Annotated in this window: 19 protein-coding genes; 13 read left to right on the top strand and 6 right to left on the bottom strand. The window is 63.5% G+C overall.

What is annotated here, in order from left to right:
* The first annotated feature begins 207 nt into the window (after positions 1–207).
* The 6 genes from MAFF_RS07290 (at position 208) to MAFF_RS07265 (ending at position 7,147) form a co-directional block, all read left to right on the top strand.
* Positions 208–1,077, top strand: coding sequence for an outer membrane protein assembly factor BamD (locus tag MAFF_RS07290; protein WP_010910246.1), 870 nt, complete (start codon positions 208–210; stop codon positions 1,075–1,077).
* Between the two features lie 218 nt (positions 1,078–1,295).
* Positions 1,296–2,969, top strand: a complete 1,674-nt coding sequence (recN, locus tag MAFF_RS07285; RefSeq protein ID WP_010910244.1) for a DNA repair protein RecN — start codon at positions 1,296–1,298, stop codon at positions 2,967–2,969.
* Positions 2,970–3,120: 151 nt separating this feature from the next.
* Entirely contained in the window at positions 3,121–5,325 is a 2,205-nt protein-coding gene (gene ligA / locus MAFF_RS07280; RefSeq protein ID WP_010910243.1) for an NAD-dependent DNA ligase LigA, read from the top strand.
* Positions 5,322–6,011 (top strand): DUF2461 domain-containing protein, encoded by a 690-nt coding sequence (locus MAFF_RS07275; RefSeq protein ID WP_010910242.1) that lies wholly within the window; start codon positions 5,322–5,324, stop codon positions 6,009–6,011. Before ligA ends, MAFF_RS07275 begins: the two co-directional genes overlap by 4 nt.
* A gap of 114 nt (positions 6,012–6,125) precedes the next feature.
* Entirely contained in the window at positions 6,126–6,854 is a 729-nt protein-coding gene (locus MAFF_RS07270; protein WP_010910241.1) for an AzlC family ABC transporter permease, read from the top strand.
* Complete coding sequence (locus MAFF_RS07265; RefSeq protein WP_010910240.1) at positions 6,851–7,147, top strand: AzlD family protein; 297 nt, start codon at positions 6,851–6,853, stop codon at positions 7,145–7,147. Before MAFF_RS07270 ends, MAFF_RS07265 begins: the two co-directional genes overlap by 4 nt.
* 209 nt (positions 7,148–7,356) lie before the next feature.
* Here MAFF_RS07265 and MAFF_RS07260 read toward each other — a convergent pair whose 3' ends face one another.
* Positions 7,357–9,201, bottom strand: coding sequence for an aminopeptidase P family protein (locus tag MAFF_RS07260; protein ID WP_044548030.1), 1,845 nt, complete (start codon positions 9,199–9,201; stop codon positions 7,357–7,359).
* A 633-nt stretch (positions 9,202–9,834) separates the two neighbouring features.
* Here MAFF_RS07260 and MAFF_RS07255 point away from each other — a divergent pair.
* Entirely contained in the window at positions 9,835–12,861 is a 3,027-nt protein-coding gene (locus tag MAFF_RS07255; protein ID WP_010910238.1) for an autotransporter outer membrane beta-barrel domain-containing protein, read from the top strand.
* Between the two features lie 40 nt (positions 12,862–12,901).
* Here the strand turns inward: MAFF_RS07255 and MAFF_RS07250 are convergent, their stop codons facing one another.
* On the bottom strand, positions 12,902–13,774 hold the full coding sequence (locus tag MAFF_RS07250) for a 50S ribosomal protein L11 methyltransferase (RefSeq protein ID WP_010910237.1): 873 nt from the start codon (positions 13,772–13,774) through the stop codon (positions 12,902–12,904).
* An 11-nt stretch (positions 13,775–13,785) separates the two neighbouring features.
* The gene (locus MAFF_RS07245) at positions 13,786–14,364 is read right to left on the bottom strand and encodes an SCO family protein (protein WP_032930809.1); all 579 of its coding nucleotides are present in this window, start codon (positions 14,362–14,364) and stop codon (positions 13,786–13,788) included.
* Positions 14,365–14,721: 357 nt separating this feature from the next.
* On the opposite strand from MAFF_RS07245, the gene MAFF_RS07240 reads away from it, so the two are divergent.
* The 3 genes from MAFF_RS07240 (at position 14,722) to MAFF_RS07230 (ending at position 16,706) form a co-directional block, all read left to right on the top strand.
* Positions 14,722–15,240: a CreA family protein gene (locus tag MAFF_RS07240; protein ID WP_010910235.1), complete on the top strand. Its 519-nt coding sequence runs from the start codon at positions 14,722–14,724 to the stop codon at positions 15,238–15,240.
* An 86-nt stretch (positions 15,241–15,326) separates the two neighbouring features.
* The gene (locus MAFF_RS07235) at positions 15,327–15,968 is read left to right on the top strand and encodes a DapH/DapD/GlmU-related protein (RefSeq protein ID WP_010910234.1); all 642 of its coding nucleotides are present in this window, start codon (positions 15,327–15,329) and stop codon (positions 15,966–15,968) included.
* A 312-nt stretch (positions 15,969–16,280) separates the two neighbouring features.
* On the top strand, positions 16,281–16,706 hold the full coding sequence (locus MAFF_RS07230) for a low affinity iron permease family protein (RefSeq protein ID WP_010910233.1): 426 nt from the start codon (positions 16,281–16,283) through the stop codon (positions 16,704–16,706).
* 11 nt (positions 16,707–16,717) lie between these two features.
* Here the strand turns inward: MAFF_RS07230 and MAFF_RS07225 are convergent, their stop codons facing one another.
* Positions 16,718–17,584 (bottom strand): SDR family NAD(P)-dependent oxidoreductase, encoded by an 867-nt coding sequence (locus tag MAFF_RS07225; RefSeq protein WP_010910232.1) that lies wholly within the window; start codon positions 17,582–17,584, stop codon positions 16,718–16,720.
* 135 nt (positions 17,585–17,719) lie between these two features.
* On the opposite strand from MAFF_RS07225, the gene MAFF_RS07220 reads away from it, so the two are divergent.
* Positions 17,720–18,001 carry a hypothetical protein gene (locus MAFF_RS07220; protein ID WP_032930805.1) on the top strand — a complete coding sequence of 94 codons (282 nt, stop codon included), beginning with the start codon at positions 17,720–17,722 and terminating at the stop codon, positions 17,999–18,001.
* A gap of 18 nt (positions 18,002–18,019) precedes the next feature.
* Here the strand turns inward: MAFF_RS07220 and MAFF_RS07215 are convergent, their stop codons facing one another.
* Positions 18,020–18,595, bottom strand: a complete 576-nt coding sequence (locus tag MAFF_RS07215) for a TMEM175 family protein (RefSeq protein ID WP_032930804.1) — start codon at positions 18,593–18,595, stop codon at positions 18,020–18,022.
* Between the two features lie 153 nt (positions 18,596–18,748).
* Here MAFF_RS07215 and MAFF_RS07210 point away from each other — a divergent pair, with 153 nt between their 5' ends.
* Positions 18,749–19,957 (top strand): MFS transporter, encoded by a 1,209-nt coding sequence (locus tag MAFF_RS07210; protein ID WP_157865931.1) that lies wholly within the window; start codon positions 18,749–18,751, stop codon positions 19,955–19,957.
* 42 nt (positions 19,958–19,999) lie between these two features.
* Here the strand turns inward: MAFF_RS07210 and MAFF_RS07205 are convergent, their stop codons facing one another.
* Positions 20,000–21,472 carry an MATE family efflux transporter gene (locus MAFF_RS07205; RefSeq protein WP_044548024.1) on the bottom strand — a complete coding sequence of 491 codons (1,473 nt, stop codon included), beginning with the start codon at positions 21,470–21,472 and terminating at the stop codon, positions 20,000–20,002.
* Between the two features lie 205 nt (positions 21,473–21,677).
* Between MAFF_RS07205 and MAFF_RS07200 the strand changes: the two genes are divergently transcribed.
* The gene (locus MAFF_RS07200; RefSeq protein ID WP_010910226.1) at positions 21,678–22,469 is read left to right on the top strand and encodes a L,D-transpeptidase; all 792 of its coding nucleotides are present in this window, start codon (positions 21,678–21,680) and stop codon (positions 22,467–22,469) included.
* The last annotated feature ends 43 nt before the right edge of the window (positions 22,470–22,512 follow it).

The following is a 22,512-nucleotide window of genomic DNA, read 5'->3' as shown; positions in this document are numbered from 1 at the left end:
AGCGCTCGACGAAATTACAGCGATGCGCCAGCGTCGCCGCGCCGCCACAAAAATGCGCGATTGCCCGGAGATAGCGTTGCCGGGCAAGGCGGTTATGGTTTATGGCTGCGCCGTCGATTAGTGCATGTCGCTCAAAAGTGGGGACCAGTTTTGAGACAACAGCATGCAAGAGGCACTGAAATAACGCCGAAAGGGCGCAATCCAATCATGTTCTTCAAGCGAGTCGGTCAATCGAAAGCGCCCCAGCGGTCTGTTCTCCTGGCGCTTTCGCTGGTTGTTCCATCGCTCTTTCTGTCGGCCTGCATGTCGTCGGAGAAAGACATCGACCTGTCGAAATATGTCGACCAGACCGAGCCGGCCGACGTTCTCTACAACCAGGGTCTCGCCAATTTGAATGCCGGACGCCTGGACGAGGCGAGCAAGAAGTTCGACGCCGTCGACCGCCAGCACCCCTATTCGGAATGGGCCCGCAAGTCGATGGTGATGGGCGCTTTCGCCGACTATCGAAAGGGCAGCTACGACGAAGCGATCTCGTCGGCTAAGCGCTATCTGGCGCTTTATCCGTCCACCGATGACGCGCCCTATGCGCAGTACATTATCGGCCTGAGCTATTATCGCCAGATCAAGGACGTGACGCAGGACCAGAAGGAAGCGCGCCAGACGCTGCAGACGATGCAGGATCTGGTCACGCGCTGGCCGACGTCGGAATATGTCGACGACGCCAAGGAGAAGATCCGCTTCGCCAACGACCAGCTCGCCGGCAAGGAAATGCAGATCGGTCGCTATTATCTGGAGCGCCGCGAATATATCGCCGCCGTCAAACGCTTCCGCACCGTGGTGGAGAACTATTCCAACACGCGTCACGTCGAGGAAGCGTTGGCTCGCCTCACCGAAAGCTATTACGCGATGGGGCTGACCTCGGAGGCCCAGACGGCCGCCGCGGTGCTCGGCACCAACTATCCCGACAGCCCGTGGTACAAGGATTCCTACAAGCTCCTGCAGAGCAATGGGCTTTCGCCGCGCGAGAATGCCGGATCGTGGATTTCCAAGGCCGGCAAGCTGATCACCGGCGCCTGATCTGTCAGGCGCAAGCGTGCGTAGCGCGCTTTTCGGATTGATCCGATGCTGAAACAAAAAGATAGTGCGGCGCTGCGACTCCGATCGGTCGCGTGCCGCTCCACGGCGGTTCAGTGGTTTGATTGAAGCGCTGAGCCGTCCTAACTTTTTGTTCTACGCAATTCCCATGGGAAAAACGCTACGCCCTTTTCCTGGAATTGCCTGAGGTCCGGGTTCTGATGCTTTCCAGACTGTCGATCCGCGATATCGTCCTGATCGAGAAGCTGGATATCGACTTCCAGCCGGGCCTTTCCGTGCTGACGGGTGAAACCGGCGCCGGCAAATCCATCCTGCTCGATGCCCTGTCGCTGGCGCTCGGCGCGCGCGGCGACGCTTCTCTGGTGCGCCATGGCGCTGCACAGGGCCAGGTCATTGCCGTGTTCGATGTGCCGCGCAACCATCCGGTGCGGGCGCTGCTCGTCGAAAACGCCATCGAGGACGATGGCGACATCATCCTGCGCCGTGTGCAGACGGCGGACGGCCGTACCCGCGTGTTCGTCAACGACCAGCCGTCCAGCGTGACCCTGATGCGCGATGTCGGGCGCGCTTTGGTCGAGATCCACGGCCAGCACGACGAGCGCGCCTTGGTCGATCCCGGCGCCCACCGCGACGTGCTCGACGCTTTCGGCGGCCATCTCGGCGCGGTTCGCTCGACCGGCGAAGCCTGGCGCCATTGGCGCGCCGGCGAGCAGGAGCTTACACGCCACCGCGCCAAGGTGGCGGCGGCGGCGCGCGAGGCAGATTACCTGCGTGCCGCGGTGACGGAACTGACCAAGCTCGATCCGCAGCCCGGCGAGGAGACGGAACTTGCCGAATTGCGCGCCCATATGATGCGCGCCGAAAAGATCGCTTCCGAAATCCATGACGCCCAGGATGTGCTGTCCGGCCCGTCCTCGCCCTTGCCGCAGCTCGCCAGCCTGCTGAGACGGCTGCAGCGCAAGGCGACGGAGGCGCCCGGCCTGCTCGAGGATGTGGTCAAGTCGCTGGACGAAGCCATGCTGTCGCTCGACGCGGCGCAATCCGGCGTCGAGGCGGCACTTCGCGCCACGGAGTATGACCCGCAGCGGCTGGAGAAGGCGGAAGAGCGGCTGTTTTCGCTGCGCGCGGCCTCTCGCAAGCATAGTGTCGCCGTCGACGATCTGGCGCAATTGCGCGACACGATGGTTGCCGATCTCGCCGATCTCGACGCCGGCGAGGAACGCCTGCACGGGCTGGAAAAGCAGGCCGCCGCGGCACGCGAGGCCTATGACATCGCCGCGGCACAGCTTTCCTCGCTTCGCCACGCGGCGGCGGTCGGCCTGACCAAGGCTGTCATGGCCGAGTTGCCGGCGCTGAAACTCGAACGCGCCGCCTTCATCGTCGAGATGAAGAGCGAAGCCGAGACCCGCATGGAAGAGGGCATCGACCAGATCGAGTTCTGGGTGCGCACCAACCCCGGCACGCGGCCAGGCCCGATGATGAAGGTGGCGTCGGGCGGCGAGCTGTCGCGCTTCCTTTTGGCGCTGAAAGTGGCGCTGGCCGACCGTGGCTCGGCGCCGACGCTGGTTTTCGACGAAATCGACACCGGCGTCGGTGGCGCCGTGGCGGATGCCATCGGCCAAAGGCTGGCGCGTCTGTCGAAGCGCGTGCAGGTACTGTCGGTCACCCATGCGCCGCAAGTTGCGGCGCGCGCGGCGACGCATTTCCTGATCTCAAAATCGGGCAGCACGGACCGTGTGGCGACGGGCATTGCCGAGATGGACAGGCCGGCGCGGCAGGAAGAGATCGCCCGCATGCTGGCCGGGGCCACGATCACCGACGAGGCACGCGCCGCCGCCGAAAGGCTGCTGCGCGAGAACACAAACGCGGCGTAAGGCCATCCAGCGTCATTGACGGGGCAGGATATGGCAGCGAGTCAGGATATGGCTCCATCCTGCTGTTCAGGAATGATCTTTTCCGAAAAGCGGTTCCCACTTTTCGGGATCATGCTCTATTGTGGCGCGCCACCGTTCGGGGAAGAAAAGCATGGCCGAAAAACCTGTCGATTCGCTCAGCGAAAGCGAGGCTGAAGCCGAGCTGAAGCGCCTGGCGGAGGAGATCGCCGGGCACGACCGGCGCTACCATGCCGAGGACGCGCCCACGATCACGGACGCCGAATATGATGCGCTGCGGCGGCGCAACCTTGCCATCGAGGAGCGTTTTCCCGGCCTGGTGCGCGAGGATTCGCCGTCGCGCAGGGTCGGTGCGCCGCCGGCGGAGGGCTTTGCCAAGGTGCGCCATGCCGTGCCGATGCTCAGCCTCGCCAAGGCCTATACCGACGAGGATGTCACCGATTTCATCGAGCGCGGCCGGCGCTTCTTCGACCGCGACAAGGACCTCGATATCGCCTTCACCGCCGAACCGAAGATCGACGGGCTGTCGGCGTCGTTGCGCTATGAGAATGGCGTGTTCGTGCAGGGCGCGACGCGCGGCGACGGCGCCGTCGGTGAGGACATCACCGCCAATCTCCGAACCATCGCCGATATCCCCGCGAAGCTGAAAGGCTCGGGCTGGCCGGATGTCATCGAGATACGCGGCGAGGTCTACATGACCTATGCGGAGTTCGAGGCGCTGAAAGCGCGCTCGGCGGCGGCCGGCGGCCAGGATTACGTCAATCCGCGCAACACGGCGGCCGGCTCGCTGCGCCAGAAGGATGCTTCGGTCACAGCCAGCCGCAATCTCAAATTCTTCGCCTATGCCTGGGGCTTCACGACCGCGGATCCAGCGCCGACCCAGTATGAATCGGTGCAAAAATTCGCGGACTGGGGGTTCAAGATCAGCCCTTTGATGGTGCGGGCGAAGTCGGTCGAGGAACTGGTCGCGCAGTACCATCTGATCGAGGAGCAACGCTCCTCGCTCGGCTATGACATTGATGGTGTCGTCTACAAGGTCGACCAGCTGGAGTTGCAGCGCCGCTGGGGTTTCGTCACCGGTGAACCGCGCTGGGCGGTTGCCCACAAATTCCCGGCCGAACAGGCAATGACGACCGTGCAGAAGATCGACATCCAGGTTGGCCGTACCGGCACGCTGGCGCCGGTCGCAAGGCTTGCGCCCGTCACCGTTGGCGGCGTCGTGGTCGAAAATGTCACGCTGCACAATGAGGACTACATCAAGGGGTTCGACAGCAACGGCCTGCCGATCCGCGACGGCATCGACGTGCGCATCGGCGACACGGTGGTGATCCAGCGGGCGGGAGACGTCATTCCGCAGATCGTCAGTGTCGTCATCGACAAGCGTCCGGCCGATGCCGTGCCTTACGAATTCCCGCACACCTGTCCGGTCTGCGGCTCGCCGGCGACGCGCGAGATCAACGAGAAGACCGGCAAGGAGGATTCCCGCCGACGCTGCACCGGCGAACTGATCTGCGCCGCGCAAGCCGTGGAAAGATTGCGCCATTTCGTCTCGCGCGGGGCGCTCGATATAGAGGGACTGGGCGCCGAAAACATCGACACTTTCTTCAATGCCGGGCTGATCAAGACCGCCGCCGATATTTTTACGCTCAGGGATCGCCGTCCCGCCGTCACCAAGGCGCTGGCCGAGCGACGCGAGGAGCAGGCCAGGCAGCGCGAAGCGGCGTCCGGCAAGACGCGCAAGAACGTGCGCAGTGTCGAGGATCGCAACTATGAAGGCCTCGACAAGCTGTTCGCAGCCATCGATTCGCGCCGCGAACCGGAGCTCGATCGCTTCATCTTCGCGCTCGGCATCCGCCACATCGGCGAGACGACGGCGGCCGTGCTCGCCAAGACCTTTTCCACCATCGAGGAACTGATCCGCGTCGGCAAAGAGACGGCGGCGGCGGAGGATCCGCACACCGTCTTCCCATCGGTCAACGGCATCGGTGACACGGTGATCGATGCGCTGTGCGATTTCTTCGGCAATGAGCGCAATGACGACGTGCTCGACAAGCTGCTCGAGCAGGTCAAGCCCAAGCCCTATATCGTCACCGTCTCGGCCGACAGCGAGGTCGCCGGCAAGACCATCGTCTTCACCGGCACGCTGGAGAAGATGACGCGCTCGGAAGCCAAGGCGATGGCCGAACGTCTCGGCGCAAAGGTCGCCGGCTCGGTTTCGGCCAAGACCGACCTGCTGGTCGCCGGACCCGGCGCCGGCTCCAAGCTCAAGCTTGCCAGCGAACTCGGCGTCGAAGTCATCGACGAGGACACCTGGCTGCAACGGGTCGGCAAGGCGTGATGGCGTTCAAAGGCTTCGGCCCAAAGGCCATTCCGTTCCTGAAGGCGCTGGATTTCCACCAGAGCCGGGAGTGGTTTTTGGAGAATCGCGACCTGTTCGAACAGGAACTGCGCGATCCTCTTGGCGATCTCGTCGACACGCTGACACAGCGCTTTGCAGAGGCAGGGCTCGGTTTGCGCGGTGACCGCAAGAAGTCGCTGTTCCGCATCAATCGCGACGTGCGTTTCGCCAAGGACAAGCGGCCGTACAACCGGCATGTCTCGGCGATCCTGTCTCCCGACGGCAGCAAGGCCGTGCAGGGCGTGTTCTACATCCATATCGGGCTTGAGGGCTGCTTTGCCGGCGTCGCCTGGTGGCAGCCGGAGGCAGCGCTGCTGCTGGCGATGCGGCGCGCCATCGAGACGTGGCCCGACAGGTTTCGCGCCATGGTGAAGGCGCTGAAGAAGAACGGCCTCGAGCTTAGCGCCGAAGACGCCATGAAACGCACGCCGCGGGGCTTCGAGCACGTCACGGACAAGGATCTTGTCGCCGCGATCCGCAACCGGCATTTTGCCGTCCGCCATGTCGTTGATCCGGCCGGCATTCACGGGCCGGAACTGGTCGAGGAACTCGTCGATTTCACCATGCGCGCCAAGCCGCTGCTCGACTGGGGCAGGGCGATCGAGGGTAGAATCGCAAAGGACTGAGTTCCATCTCGAACCCGGCGACGATCATTTCCGCTGATCGTTTGGCTCAAGCGAATTCGTGTGACAAGGCGGGCTGCACTACCTACATCGACGGTTTCGACCCTGGAGCGATCGATGGCGACGGACGTGATTTCCGAGAGCGGCACAAGAAGCGACTTCTGGCAAGGCGTGCGGCTTTCCATGCCTGTCGTCGTGGCGTCGGCGCCGTTCGCGGTGCTGTTCGGGGCGCTTGCCGTCGACAATGGTTTCTCGGTCCTCGAAGCCTTTCTGATGAGCGCGCTGGTCTATGGCGGCGCCAGCCAGATGGTCGGCATCCAGCTGTTCGGCCAGCATGTCGCGCCGTGGCTGATCGTGCTGTCGATCTTCGCCGTCAACTTCCGCCATGTGCTCTATTCCGCCGGCATCGGCCGTCGCATCGCGCACTGGCCTGTCTTCCAGCAAGTGATCGGCTATTTCATCCTCACCGATCCGCAGTTCGCCGTGGCCGAGGCGAGGGCGGCGTCCGGCCAGACGGTCGGCTTCGCCTGGTATCTGGGGCTTGGCTTGCCGGTCTATGTGTTCTGGGTGGTCGAAAGCGCGCTGGGTGCTGTGTTCGGCAAGCTCATCCCCGACACGCATGCGCTGGGCATCGATTTCCTGCTGCCGATCTATTTCCTTGGCCTGGTGATGGGCTTCCGCAAGCGGCCGTTGTGGCTGCCGGTGGTGGTCGCCAGTGCGTGCGCCTCGATCATCGCCTACAAGACGGTCGGCTCGCCCTGGCATGTCTCGATCGGCGCCATTGCCGGTGTGCTGCTCGCCGTCATCCTGCCACCGCACCATAGCGGCGTGGAGACGAGGCCATGAGCACGACTTTCTGGATCATCATCGCCGGCGCGATCGCCACCTATCTCACGCGTATCGGCGGGCATCTGGTCATCTCCCGCTTCGAGAACATCCATCCGCGCGTCGAGGCCGGCCTCAACGCCGTGCCAGCGGCGGTGCTGACGACGCTGGTGGCGCCGGAGCTGCTGAATGCCGGACCGGCGGAATGGGCGGCATTGGTCGTCACGGCCGCGGTTTCGCTGCGCGGCGGGCTGATGTCGATGTTTTTGGCGGGCGCGGCGGTGTTGATCCTGGCGCGGCAGTTCGTGGGGTAGGGCGTGTCGATATTCAGGTGATGACGGCCTGCAAACGGCGGCTTCCTGCGCTTCCTCGTTCTACTGCGTCGCAGTAGAACTGAGCTCACGTACAAAACGTACGCTCCGCTCCGGTTCTCGGAAACCACCTTGTTTGGTTGCCTTGCGCCCGTCTTCGACTCCGGCTCGTCCTGCCCTGAATCTCGATACGCCCCCGGTGCGTCAGAAAATCAAATCTTGGCGTCGTGCGGCAGCGGCGCTGTCGCTTTTTCCAGCCAGGCCAGGGTCTCGCCGTCGAGCATCGGCCCGATCTCGGCCAGCACCCGGGCATGGTAGGTGTCAAGCCAATGCAGCTCCTCGCGCGTCAAGAGGTCTGAACGCACCAGCCTGATGTCGATCGGCGCCAGCGTCAGCGTCTCGAAGCCATGCATGGCGATATCGCCGCCCTCGATCTGTTCGGCCGGCGTCACCAGGATGAGGTTTTCGATGCGGATGCCGTAGGCGCCTTCCTTGTAATAGCCGGGTTCGTTGGACAGCATCATGCCTTCGAGCAGCTTTTCGGTGCCGGTGCGGGCAATGCGCTGCGGACCTTCATGCACGGCGAGATAAGAGCCGACGCCATGGCCGGTGCCGTGGGCGAAGTCGCAGCCATGCTTCCACAGCGCCATGCGGGCGATGGCGTCGATCTCCGAGCCGCGCGTGCCGGCGGGAAAGCGCAGCGTGGAAATGCCGATCATGCCCTTCAGCACCAGCGTGAAGCGTTCGCGCATCTCCTCGGTCGGCTGGCCGATCGGCACGGTGCGGGTGATGTCGGTGGTGCCGTCCTGATACTGCGCGCCGGAATCGAGCAGGAACAGCTCGCCCGCCTGCAGCTTTCGGCTGGTGGCGCGCGACACGCGGTAATGCATGATGGCGCCGTTCGGGCCGGCGCCGGAAATGGTGTCGAAGGACACGTCGCGCAGCGGCATTTGCGTTTCCTCGCCGGTCTGCCGGCGGCTCTCCTCCAGCCTGGTGACGACCGCGATCTCGTCGAGCGAGCCGGGTTTTTGCCGCTCTAGCCAGCACAGAAGCTTGGCCACCGCCGCGCCGTCACGACGGTGCGCGGCGCGCGAGCCGTTGATTTCGGCCTGGTTCTTGGTGGCACGCGGGATGCGGGCCGGATCGGGCGCAGCAACCACCGTGCCGCCATTGTCCTCGACCAGCATGCGCAGCCGGTCGGCCGCCAGCACCGGGTCGAGCGCGATTTTCGCGCCACCCTTGGCAAGCGCTGCGATCGCCGCCTCGAATTCGCCAGGCTCGTGCGGATCGGCAAGTTGGGTGAGATAAGCCGCAACCTGGCGCGAGAATTTGCGGCTGTCCATGAACAACTGGTGCGACCCATCCGCTGCGAGGATGGCGAAGCCGAGCGCCAGCGGCGTGTGCGGCACGTCACCGCCACGGATGTTGAAGGTCCAGGCGATGGAGGAGGGGTCGGTCAGCACCGCATGGGTGGCGCCGTCCTTGCCGATCGCGGTCGCCAGCCGCGCCAGCTTGTCCTTGGCGAGTTCGCCGGCAAAGCCGATCGGGTGCAGCTCGACCGGCGTCACCGGCGCGGCGGGCTGGTCCTTCCAGATGATGTCGATCGGGTTTTTCTCGAGCGGCACCAGCACCGCGCCGGTCTTGTCGGCCGAGGTCTGCAGCGCCTTGACCTCGCCGATCGTGTGCAGCCATGGATCGAAGCCCAGCCGCGCGCCCTTGCCGATATTGTCCTTGAGCCAGACAGCGGGCGGGTTGTCGACCAGGCTTTCGACCGAAAAAATGTCGAGATCGACCTCGCTGCGCACCTGCAGCGTGTAGCGCCCGTCGACGAAGATGAAGGCGCGGTCGCGCAGCACGATGGCGACACCGGCCGAGCCGCTGAAACCGGTCAGCCATTTCAGCCGCGCCGAACGATCGGCGACATATTCGCCCTGATGCTCGTCGGCGCGCGGGACGATAAAGCCGTCGAGGCCATTGGCCGCCAGCCATTGGCGCAGCGCCGCCACGCGCGGCTTGCCAACCGAAGGGTCGCCCGCGGAATCGAAGGTCTGGAACATGATGGGCCTCCTGATGTCTGCGCGACCGTAGCCTATGGGTCCGGAAATCGGAATCGATTTCCGGTTGGCGCAACCTGCTACAGCGCTGGCTGGCTGACAACCAAATGGGGCTGGTCCAGCGGCGGCACGAAGGTTGGGTAGTCGTTGCCTCCCGGACACGACCCGGCATTGCTGCCCTGTCTGTCGGCGCCCGACAATTGTAACCAGAAAAAGTCAGTAACCGCTGTTTTTTGGGCGTGCGTCACTTCGCACGGGAAGCTATCTGTTTCGGGTTTTCTTGTCTTGGTCGTAAGGGGGGCCCACCGGTCAAGGTTGGTGTTGATGGACCGATTCCGGCATGTTGTCGAAAACCACGATGCTGGCCACGCGGCGGTCGCAGGATCGATGTTGAAAATGAGGACTATATTCCGAGCCAGTCAGCCGGCAAAAACCGTGCTTGTTCGCAGTCTGGCATCTGGTGTGGCCAACTATTGATTGATGCAAATTCGCAACGGATTCTGATTTCTTTCCGAGCTCTATGTTGCTTGGTTCCGGTAATCTTTACGGCTTACATCTCGGCAGCGTGTTTCGTGGCGTCGCCAGGGGCTTCAAGGGGTCGATTCAGCCAATAGATGGTTGGTCGGGGGGATTTGGATGAGACAACCTGTTTCCGCGGCGCGTGCCAAAGGCGAGGTGTATGTCCGGCTTGCGGGCTCGCTTTTGTCGTCCACGTCGCTTTCGGCTCTGCTGATAGCCGGTCTTGTTGCGGGCGCCATGACGCCGATCATGTCTGGTGCCGCCGCGGCCGAGGATTTCGTTCACGGCAGCGGCAATTGGGGTACGGCCGCGAACTGGACTCCCGCAACTGTTCCCAACGGCGTCGATGCGGTCGCGAACTTCAACCACGATGCTGCGGATCAGGGGCTCGGCTATGGCGTTGACCTGTCGGGCGGACCTTACACGGTCGGCACGCTGAACTTGAATGCCACGAGCACCTCTGGCGGCTACCGGTTTACAAACGGCGGCCTGAATTTCGCTGCCTCCGGGCAGGCCGCGATCAATGTGCAAACGAACAATTTCATTCCCGATCTGGACGCAAGCGCCAGTTTCAATCTGGCCTCCGACACCGTTTTCACGGTTGATGGCGGTGCTCATTTTACGGCGGATGGAGTGATCTCGGGCGCGGGCCTCACCAAGAGCGGTGATGGCTTGCTTACCTTGAATGGAGCAAACACCTACACCGGCGGCACCAACCTCTATGGCGGCACGCTCAGCCTCGGCAACAACAGCGCGCTTGGAACCGGTCCGCTCTCCGCCTTCGGTGGAACGGTGATCGATATCCAGTCCGGTATTTCGATCGCCAACGATCTGCTCGTCAACGCCGGCCCGACCATTCACGTCGGTTCGGGAACGGCCACCTATACCGGCCTGATTTCGGACTATGACGAGGGCTCTGCGATCGTAAAGACCGGCGCCGGCACGCTCGTGCTGACCAACAACAGCAACAGTTTCGGCTTAGGCGCACGGATCGAGCAGGGAACAATCCAGGTTACGGCCGATCATGCTTTGGGTTTGGGTCCGATCACGCTGGATGGGGGCACGCTGCAGGCGGGCGCGAACCTTACCCTTGCCAATGTTTCGATCCTGTTCGGCGCCGCCGGCGGCACCATCGACACGAACGGCTTCGACGTCACCACGAGCGCCAGCATGGGAGACGACAGCACGCCGAGCGGGACGTTCACCAAGACAGGAGCCGGAACGCTGACGGTGGACGGCTTTGCCGGCAACAACACCTATGCCACGGCCACCGACGTCGCCCAGGGCACGCTGAAGGCGGGCCTGAGCGCCAGCATTTTCAGCGCAAACAGCGCCTATACGATCGAAAGTGGCGCAACGCTTGATTTCAACAATTTCGACCAGGCGATTGGTTCGCTCGCCGGCGCGGGAGCGGTCAATGCCGGGGCAGGCAGACTGACGACCGGAGGCAACAACGGCTCGACGGTCTTTTCGGGCGTCATCACCGGCGGCAACGGGCTGATCAAGGACGGGACGGGAACTTTCGAGCTGTCGGGTTCGAGCCCGTTGTCGGGCGGGGTTGAGGTAAAGGCCGGCACTTTGCTGGTCTCCGGCTCGCTTGGCAATGCGGGGGTTACAGTCGACAGCGGCGCCACACTCCGCGGCGGCGGCACGGTTGGCGTGCTCGATGCCTCCGGCACGGTCGCGCCCGGCAAAAACGCGATCGGCACGCTGACCGTCAACAACACCGCCAAGTTCGAGGCCGGCTCAACCTATGCGGTGGAACTCAATTCAGCTGGTCTTTCTGATCTGATCCACGTGTCCGGCGCGGCCACTATCGTCAGCGGCGCCGGCTTGACCGTGACCAACATTGGGCCGAGCGACCTGGTGGCGGGAACCCGCTACACGGTGCTCGAAGCCGCCAGCGTCGGCGGGACCTTCACCCTGGTGGGCGATCCGCAGGTCTCGGCCTTCGTTAAGCTGAGCACCACGTCGGATGCGACGCATGCCTATGTCGACGTCACCCAGACGAAGACCTTCAGCTCCGCTGGCGTGACACCGAACCAGATCGCCACCGGTAACGGGCTGGGCAGCGCGGCTAGCAGTGCCTTGGTCAGCGCGATGCTTGCCTTGCCGAGCGATGCGGCGGCGCAGGCTGCTTTCGACCAGCTTTCGGGCGAAATCCATGCCTCGGCCAAGGGCATGCTTCTCCAGGACAGCCACTTGCTGCAGGACGCGGTGACGGCGCGCCTGCGCGGAGCCTTCGGCGACAGCGGCAAGACCGCCTCGCTGCCGGTCATGGCCTATGGCGAGGACGGCGTTCAGCCGGTTGTCGCCGACACGGATAGCTTCGCCATCTGGTCGCAGGGTTTTGGCTCCTGGGGCGGTGCCGACAGCGACGGCAATGCGGCCGCCTTCGACCGTTCGACGGGTGGCCTACTGGTCGGCGCCGACGGCCTGGCCGGCGACTGGCGCATCGGCGTGGTCGGCGGCTACAGCCGCACCAGCTTCGATGCCGACGACAGGCATTCCTCCGGCGACAGCGACAACTATCATCTCGGCCTCTATGGCGGGACCAATTGGGGCGCCATCGCCTTCCGCACCGGGACCGCCTACACCTGGCACCGGATCTCGACATCGCGCTCCGTCGCCTTCCAGGGTTTTGCCGACAGTCTTTTGGCCGACTACGACGCCGCGACCGCGCAGGCCTTCGGCGAGCTGGTCTACAAGACCGATGCCGAGCCGTTTGCCTTCGAGCCCTTCGCCAATCTCGCTTATGTGAACCTGCACACGGACGGCTTCGCGGAGAGCGGCGGCGCCGCGGCGCTGACCAGCAGCAGCTCGACGTCGGATGCGACCTTCACTACGCTCGGCGTCAGGGCCTCCACCGACATCATCCTTGGCGGCGTGGCGGCCACCGCGCGCGGCACGTTCGGCTGGCGCCATGCCTTCGGCGATTTGACGCCGCTGTCGACCGTCGCCTTTGCCGGCGGTGACGGCTTCACCATTGCCGGCGTGCCGATCGCCAGGGATGCGATGCTGGTCGAGGCCGGCTTCGACGTGCAGCTGGCGCGCAACGCCACCCTTGGCCTATCCTATGCCGGACAGTTTGGGCGGAATGCCTTCGACAATGGGTTCAAGGCCAATCTGGGCATCAAGTTCTAGGTGTTGGGACTGTCGGGGATCGGCAATTGCCTTGCCGGTCTCAGTGCTTGAGGTGGATCGTCACCCAGCCTTCGCGGTACAAGGTGCGCACGTGCCGGAAATTCTGGCCGACATAGGCCGAGATGACGGCGTCGCGCTGGCGCTCGAGAATGCCTGACAGGACGATCGAGCCGCCAAGTGCGATGTGCCCGGCCATTTGCGGCGCCAGCCGCATCAGCGGCCGCGCCAATATGTTGGCGACGATCAGATCGAAGGGGGCACGCCTGCCGAAGATCGGGTGGTGAAAGCCCGGTGCGGTAACCGTTTCGATGAGCGCCTTGACGTGATTGAGCCGCGCATTGGCGGCGGCGACCTTCACCGCCACCGGGTCGATGTCGGTGGCGAGCACCGGAATATGCGCCAGCTTGGCGACGGCGATGGCCAGCACGGCGCTGCCGGTGCCGAGGTCGAGCGCATTGCGCGGATGCTCGCGCCGCACCACTTTCTCCAGCATTTCCAGGCAGCCTGATGTGGTGCCGTGATGGCCGGTGCCGAAGGCAAGGCCGGCCTCGATCTCGATGGCGAGTTCGCCGCTGTGGCGCTTCCTTCGGTCATGCGCGCCGTGGACGAAGAAACGGCCGGCGCGCACTGGCTTCAGGCCCTCCAGCGAACGCGCCACCCAGTCGATGTCAGGCAGCACTTCGCGCTCGACCGGCTTCGACAAAGCAAGGCCGGCGAGAATGTCCTTGACCCGCGCCTCGACCGTATCGACATCGCCATCGGCATAGAGCGAGACCTCGTGGATGTCCTGGTCTTCGTCGACCTCGAGCACGGCGATCGGCAGGCCTTCATCCTCGAAGGCCAGCTCAAGCGCCGCGAAAATGCGCTCAGCCTCGATCTTGCCGGTGGTGAAATGCAGCCGCGTCTGGGTCATATGAATTCTTGTCAACCCTTGGCCGCGAGGCGCTTCAGCTTCTCCACGGCGGCGCTGGCGCTTTCGCCATAGGCGATCGTGCCGGCAAAGTCGCCCTTGGAGTTGAGCAGCAGCACCGAGGCCGTGTGGTCCATCGTGTAGTCGCCGTCGCCCGTGTCGACCTTCTTCCAGTAGATGCCGAACGACTTGGCCATGGCATGGACCTTGTCCGGGTCGCCGGTGATGCCGGTGATACGGTCGGAGAAATTGCTCACATAGGCGTTCATCACCGCCGGCGTGTCACGCTCCGGGTCGACCGAGACGAAATAGGCATGCAAGGTCTTGCCGTCGTCGCCGAGCGTCTTCAGCCAGCCGGACAGTTCGAACAGGGTGGTTGGGCAAACCTCGGGGCAGTGGGTGAAGCCGAAGAAGACGACGCTGGGCTGCCCCCGGAAGGCGGCTTCGGTGATAGGTGCGCCTTTCTGGTCCACGAGGGTGAAGGGCGCGCCGAACGGTTCGCCGCCATAATGGCCGCGATACCAGTCGAAGGTCAGCCAGCCGATGCCGGCTGCCATCAGGACGAGAATGCCGACCAGGATAGAACGCATCATTACAAAAGTCCGCCTGCAGAAATCATCGCGCCGGCTCGATGCCGCGCCGGTGCGACAGTCTTGGAGCCTGTTTGGAAATTCTACTCTGGCGGCCATCTGATGGCGTTTTCTGCGCTTCCCCGTTCTACTGCGTGCAGTAGAACTGAGCTCACGGACCATATGTCCGCTGCGCTACGGTTCTCGAAACCACCACCATATGACTCGCCAGAGCGAATTTCGAAACAGTCTCTTAGCGGTTTGGCCTTGCGCAGGCAAAGTGCCGCGATGCCGCAACCGCGGTGGTGTTGACGCATCCGCTTGCAAAGCCGCACGACGTGTCCCACCTGATACCGGCAACTCGAACCGCAGGAGGCTCCTTTGCTCGAACTGGTTAGGCGCGAACGGATTGGGCGAAAACTGATCGGCGGCGCCTTGGCCGCGTGCGTCGTGCTTGGCGCCGGCAGCGCCGTCGCCGAGGAAGTCGGTAAGGTCGGCGTCGACTGGGTCGGCAATGACATCATCGTCGAAGCGATCAAGGATCCGAAAGTGGATGGCGTGACCTGCCATGTGTCCTATTTCGACCGCAGCATCATCGACCGCCTGCACAAGGGCAACTGGTTCGAGGATCCCTCCGATTCGTCGATCTCCTGCCGCCAGACCGGACCGATCACCATTGGCGACATCGACATGAGCGAGGGCGGCGAGGAGGTGTTCAAGCAAGGCATCAGCCTTATCTGGAAGAAGCAGGTGGTGAACCGCATCTACGACAAGACCAACGAGACGCTGATCTATCTCTCGCATTCGCGCCAGGTCCAGAACGGCTCGGCCAAGATGTCGGTCACCACAGTGCCGCTCTACGGCCAGAACGTGGTGTGGAGCAAAGGCAAGCCGAAATAGGTCGGTGGGCGTCTTTTTGTGCTGATCGGCCCCACGGGCAATTGCTCCTGCCTTGCGGGAGCAATTGCCCTGAAGTAAAGCGCCGCATGGACCGCACCGAAAACCTCGTCCTGAAAGACCCAGAGCCGCGCATCCATCCGACCGCGGAGCTGAAGGCGTGCAAGCTCGGCCGCTACGCCTTGATCGGTGAACGGGTGGTGCTGCGCGAGGTGAGCGTCGGCGACTTCTCCTATTTCGAGCGCCATTCGGAAGCCATCTACACAACCATCGGCAAATTCTGCTCGATTGCCGCCAACAGCCGCATCAATGCGCTGGAGCATCCGATCGAGCGGCTGACCCAGCACAAGGTCAGCTATCGGCCGAACGAGTATTTTCGATGGCTGGGCGTCGATGCGGCGTTCCGCGAGCGGCGGCAGGCGAAGGCCGTGACCATCGGCCATGACGTCTGGATCGGCCACGGCGCGGTGATCATGCCCGGCATCACGATCGGCAATGGCGCGGTCATCGGCGCCAATGCGGTGGTGACGCAGGACGTGCCGTCTTACACGATCGTCGCCGGCGTGCCGGCAAAACCGCTCCGGCCGCGCTTTGCTCCCGACATAGCGGCGCGGATCGAAGCACTCGCCTGGTGGGACTGGCCGGTCGAGAAACTCGCCAGGGCGGTTCCCGACATCCAGTCCATGCCGATCGAGGCCTTCCTCGATCGTTGGGAAAACGACGCCGTTTAGGCTTTCGCTGACAACGGTTTGGCCCTGGCCGTCACCGCCGCGCAGGCCATCATCCGCGCTCTCTGAACTGAAACCCCTTCCGCCATGCGGGGGTGGCGCGGCGGAAGGGGCTGGAGGTAAACCGCTGTGAAGCGGAGCGTACAGGCACTTTTGCCTGCACAGCTACTATGACATTGAACCGATAAGGTGTGTTTTCCGCTGCTTTCGCGCTTTGCGTGTGCCCAATTGCACCCGATGTATTTGTTGCCGGCGGGAACCCGAGACGGTCGCCGGTTGTTTTCTTGTCGCGGCGTTCATTGAGGATCTCGACAGATGGAAAAGCTCTTCACCAGGATCGCCAATTGGGTCGCTCACATAACCGGCCTGCCGCTGACATTCGCCGGCTGCTGCCTGATCGTTGTCGTCTGGGCGACGAGCGGGCCGTTTTTCGGCTTCTCGGATACCTGGCAATTGGTGATCAACACCGGCACGACCATCATCACTTTCCTGATGGTGTTCCTGATCCAGAACACCCAGAACCGCGATGGCGCGGCGATCCAGGCCAAGCTCGATGAACTGATCCGGGTCAGCGAGGGCCATAACAATTTCATCGGCATCGAGCACCTGACGGAATCCGAAGTCGAGGAAATCCGCGACAAGTGTGAGCGGGCGGCACGGCGGCATGACGAAAAAATCGCCGCCATGGCCGCTAAGAAGGCCGTGGCGCAAAAGCGAGCTCCGAAAAAGCACGCGGCTTGAGGGCTTTCGGATCAACCTTTGATGAAGGCCGCGAACGCATCCTTGTGATCGGGGTGCCAGCGCGACAGAGCAGGGCGGTTCTGGATGATGTCGCCAATTGCCCAGGCCATGCGTTTCTCGTCCAGCGGCCGCGCCACGTCATTGTCCGGGCACAGGATGTAGAAGTCGCCCCTGACCAGGGATTCCAGCATGAAATCAATGACCTGTTCGCCGGTCCAGGCGCCGGCGGGCTTCTCCGTCGCACCCTCGGTGAGGCCGGTATAGGTGAAGCCGGGGATCAGCAGATGCGCCGACATTCGGTCGCCCGGTTCGTTGCGCAGCGCGTGCGCCAGGCCTTCGGTGAATGTCTTCACGCCGGCCTTGGAGACATTGTAGGCGAGGTTGCCGGGCGGCGTGGTGATGCCTTGCTTGGAACCGGTGTTGATGATCAGGCCCGGCTTGGCCGACGCCAGCATGCGCGGCGCGAAGGCTTCGACGCCATGCACAACACCCCAGAAATTAATGTCGAGCAGCCGTTTCCAGCCATCGCGGTTTTCCCAGGGTTTTCCCGGATTGTCGCCGACGCCGGCATTGTTCATCAGCAGCGAGACCTCGCCGAAGGCGCCGAATGCCCGGTCGGCGAGACGATCGACCTCATCGGCCTTCGAAACATCGGCGGCGACGGCAAGCACGGCATCGTCGCCTGCAATGGCCGAGACGGCGCCAGAGGCATCATCAAGGCGCGCGCCGGCAATGTCGGCAAGCACGATCTTCATGCCCATCAGTGCAAGCCGCCTGGCGGCTGCCAGACCGATGCCGCTGGCGGCGCCGGTGATGACGGCGGTGTTGCCCGGGCCAAGCGCGGGCAGGGCGGTCTGGATTTCGGCGTCGGTGATCATGAGCAACAGCGTCCTTTTCTCGATGGCGCCGAACTTAGCGCCGGAACGGGCTTGCGCAAGCCTTCGTCAGCAGGTCTTCGGGTTGACCAGCAGGGCCGCGGCTGCGCATGCTGCCCCACAAATGGAGATTTTTGATTGACGGACTGGATCGCAATTCTGAAAGAGCAGACCGCCACCGGTGACCAGATGGGGCGCGAGGTGCCGCAGATGCTGGCCAACCCCGATATCAGCGAAGCCCAGGTGAAGACACTGTTTTCCGCGCTGGAAAAACAGGCCGAGTTCGTCGAGAAGCTGCGCATGGCGCTGGAGAAATTCGGCCATGACTTCTCGGTCATCAAGGCAGCGGAACGGCTGGAGGAGCGCTATGCCGATCTTGCGGCGTCGGTCGCCGAAAAGCTGAAGGCGATGCGCAAGTAGAGCGTCAGACAAAAAGCGCTACTTTTCGATCACCCGCGCGAAGCGCGTATCCGGCACGAGCCAGATCATCGCGACCAGCACATAAAGCGCGACGCCGATCCACTGATTGACAAAGGTCAGCAGGACGGCTGCGATGTAGACAGCCAGCGAGAGCTTGCCCTTGCGGTCGTTGCCCAGCGCCTTGGCGAAGGCGGTGTCGTTGCCGTGCAGGCGATGCAGCGCAGCGGCCAGAATATTATAGGCGATCGCGCATAGAGCCAGATCGGCGCCATAGACGGCGACCGGCACCGGCGCGAAATGGTTCTCGCCCATGAAGGCCGTCGTGACCGGCATCAGCGACAGCCAGAACAGAAGATTGAGGTTCGCCCACAACACGCGGCCGTCGACGCGCTGCACGGTGTGGAACATGTTGTGCAGATTGTTCCAGTAGATGCCGACATTGATGAAGGACAGCACGTAGCTGAAGAAGACCGGCCACAACGGTAACAAGGCGGAAACATCCTCGCCATGCGGCACTTTCAGCTCGAGCACCATGATGGTGATGATGATGGCCACCACGCCGTCGGTGAATGCCTCGACCCTGCCTTTGCCCATGGATTCCCCCTTACCAATCCGGTCAAAGGTAAGAGAGGATTTCGCCCAGCGCCATGGGCGAACTTCAAACTTGTCAGGAGTGAATTCAGGGCGAGGAACGCACGCCCTGCAAAGGCGTTGGTGATGAGATTTCCCAACAACCAAGATGTCGAAATGACCGCTCACAGCATCGTCCTGACACGTAACAATGAATTTGGCGGTGCTGCGGCAAGGGCGGTCGTTGCTGCCATGATCGCCGTCTTGTTTGCCGGCAGCACGGCATTGACCCCGCTCTACATCATCTACAAGCAGGCGTTCGGTTTCTCCCAGATCACGCTGACCCTGATCTATGCCGTGTATGTGATCGGCAATCTTGCGGCGCTTTTGATCTTCGGCGGCTTGTCGGATGTAATCGGCCGCCGGCCTGCTGCCTTGGCGGCGATGGGTGTGGCCGTCGTCAGCACGTTGCTTTTCCTGTTCGCCGAAAATGTTGCGTGGCTCGACGCGGCGCGGATTCTGATGGGCCTGGCGATCGGCGTCGGTACGGGGACCGGCACGGCATGGCTGACCGAACTGATCGCGACCAGCGATAGGTCGCGTGCCGCTACGATCGCCACCAGCACCAATTTCCTGGGTCTCGGACTTGGCGCGCTGGGAGCGGGTCTGCTGGCCGAATATGCACCATGGCCGCTCAGGCTGACCTTCGTTGTCAATCTGGCTGTGCTTGTCCTGGTCACCATATTGATCCTGCGCACGCGCGAGACCGTTTCACGACCAGGGAAACTGGCGGACATTTCGATGCGGCCCAAGCTTTCCGTGCCTGGCAACGTCCGAGCCCGCTTCGTGGCGCCTGCGCTGACCGGCTTCGGCGCCATGGCACTGGTCGGCTTTTACGCAGCACTTGCGCCGAGCATCCTGGCGCAGCAACTCCGGGTGACCAACCATGCCGCAGCCGGCGCGCTGTTTTTCGAACTGACGATCGTGGCCGCCCTGACCATTCTGGCGACGACGCGGCTCTCGAGCCGTGTCACCATGTTCACGGCATTGGTCTTGATCATCCCCACTGTCGGATTGGTGGTGGCGGCACAATTCTTCGGCTCGATGGCCATCATGATCATCGCCACCGCTTGCTGCGGCGTGGCGTCGGCGCTCGGCTATCGTGGCGGTTTGCAAGTGGTCAACCAGATTGCGCCTGCCGAAAGGCGCGCCGAGGTGGTATCGGCCTTTTTCATCTGCTGCTTTTGTGGCAATGCGCTGCCAGTCATCGGTATCGGCATTCTGTCGAATTGGACCACCGCGACGACGGCAAGCCTGGCCTTTGCCGGCATGATCACGATCTTTTCCTTGGTGGCGCTCGCGTTTGGCGCGAAGCATGCGCGATAGTCGCTGACGGCTCGGCGTCGCCAACGGCAGTAAACTCAGCTTTCAGCCGTTCGGCGTCTCGGGCGCCATGTTGGCGCGGCCGCGCGGCACGCCAAGGCCAGTGTCCGGCGGCTCGCCGGCGGCCGGCCTGTTCTCGATCATGTGCAATGTGCGCCAACCGCCGAAACGGTAGTAGGCGGCGGCCAGCACCAGCGAGGTGATCGACCCGGCCGGGAAACTCCACCACAGCGCTTCCTCGCCGATCACGCCGCGCATGAAATAGGCAAAGCCGGTGCGCACGATGAGCACCGAAATCACCAGGATGATCAGTGGCGGCATCACCGCACCGGTGGCGCGCACGGTGGCGAACAGCACGATGGTGATGCCGAACAGGATGAACGACCAGGATGCGGCCGTGTTGATGTGCGCGGCGATGTCGATCGCCGCGCTGTCGCTGCTCAGGAACAGGCCGAGGATCGGGCGGTCGAAGAGCCACAGCAGCGCGACCAGGGCGCCGGTCAGGACGAGGTTGAAGCCGACGCCGGAGGCGGCGACGCGGCCGATCCGATCCCAGCGGCCGGCGCCGACATTCTGCGCCGCCATGGAGGAGACCGCGGCGCCGATGGCCAGCGCCGGCATCTGGATGTAGGTCCACAGCTGCGCGGCGATGCCGTAGGCGGCGGCGACCTGCGAACCGTAGGAATTGACGATGCCCATCACTGTCAGCGCTGCCGCCGAAATGACGATCATCTGCAGGCCCATGGGCACGCCCTTGAAGACGACGATGCGCAGCAAGGCAGGGTCGGGCCGCAGCAGAGCGAGGTTGGCACCGGCAAGGCGCAGCGGATGCTTGCGCGAATAAAGCACGACAAGGATGGCAATCACGCTCACCGTCTGGCCGATCAGCGTCGCGGTGGCGGAACCGGCGATGCCAAGTTCGGGGAAGGGGCCGATGCCGCGGATCAGCAGCGGGTTGAGCACGATGTCGAGGACGACCGCCAGCGCCATGAAGATGAAGGGCGTGCGTGAATCGCCCGCACCGCGCAGCACGGTCATGACGAAGGACAGAAGGTTCATCATCGGCACGGCGACGAAGATGATGCGCAGATAGGAACGCGCCAGCGGCAAGGCGTCCGCCGGCGTGCCAAGCGTGTTGAGGATCGCATCGACCCAGATCCAGCCGCAGACGGCGAAGACCACCGAAACGAAGAAGAAGAAGGTAGCGCTGGTGCCAACGATGCGGCGCGCCTCGGGCAGGTCGCGGGCGCCGACCGACTGCGCCACCAGGATGGTCGCCGCCATGCCGATGCCGAACACGGTGCCCAGGATCAGGAACAGGACGAGGTTGGCGTTGGAGGTCGCGGTCAGCGCCGATTCACCGAGAAAGCGGCCGACCCAGACGGCATTGATCGACCCGTTGAGCGACTGCAGCACGTTGGAACCCAGCACCGGCAAGGCAAACAGCAGCAGCGTGCGCGGGATCGGGCCGCTGGTCAGGTCGCCGGTGCGCCGGCGCGCGGGCATTTTTTCGTCCATGGCTGGCAACTCGGCAAAGGTGATCTGGCCCCACCATCATTGCCGATTCAACGAGGCAGGTCGATGCGGCGTCGGAAAAGCTTGGCCGGAGGTCTCCTGGCGCATCTCGGTCTAACCATGTTCTCAAAGCTTCCGGAATGGGCTATTGATCGCGGGGGCGTGGGGCCCGCATTCCTATCAGATCTTGCGAATAGCCGGGGGGGTCATGTCCGATAGTCCGCTGTTTTCCGAGCGCCTGAACCGGCGCGCGTTTCTCGGTGCGTCCGCTTTGGGCGCGGCCTCGATGGCTCTTTCGGCGTGCACCACGACGGAGGTGGTGACGCCGCCACCGGTGGCCGCGGCGCCACCCGATGCGGCGTTCGGCGATACCGCAACCATGTACGCGGCGCGCACCGACGAGGGCTATCAACTGCCGGCGATCCCGGTGGCCAAGCTCGATCCGAAGTTCGTGCGCCAGATCGTGGCCGACCCGACCGGAGAGAAACCCGGCACCATCGTCGTCGATGTCTCCGAGCATTTCCTCTATCTGGTGCGCGATGGCGGCAAGGCCATCCGCTACGGCGTCAGCCTCGGCAAGGCCGGCTTCGGCTGGACTGGCAGCGCCGTGGTCCAGGCGCGGAAGAAGTGGCCGGTGTGGACGCCGCCGCCGGAAATGATCCAACGCCGGCCGGAACTGGCGAAATTCAAGGACGGCATGCCGCCAGGCCCGCAAAGCCCGCTCGGCGCCCGCGCGCTCTATCTGTTCCGCGACGGCAAGGACACGATGTACCGGCTGCACGGCACGCCGGAGTGGGATTCCATCGGCAAGAACGCCTCGTCGGGCTGTGTGCGCTTCATGAACCAGGACATCATCGACCTCTACAGCCGCGTCAACGGTCCCGCGCAGGTCTTCGTGCGGCCGAACCTGTCCGCCGCCGGCAAGATCATGGCCGTGTCGAGCAGGACGGCCGAGCCGATCGATGCCGGCGTGCCGAAGGACGCGGAGTTCTTGAAGTAGGCTTTCAGAATCTCAGGCGGACGCGCCAAGCGCGCCCGCCTGG

It is taken from the genome of Mesorhizobium japonicum MAFF 303099 (genome assembly GCF_000009625.1).
Classification (GTDB): domain Bacteria; phylum Pseudomonadota; class Alphaproteobacteria; order Rhizobiales; family Rhizobiaceae; genus Mesorhizobium; species Mesorhizobium japonicum.
Note: the sequence above shows the minus strand (reverse complement) of the source record. Positions and strands in the feature narration are given on the sequence as shown.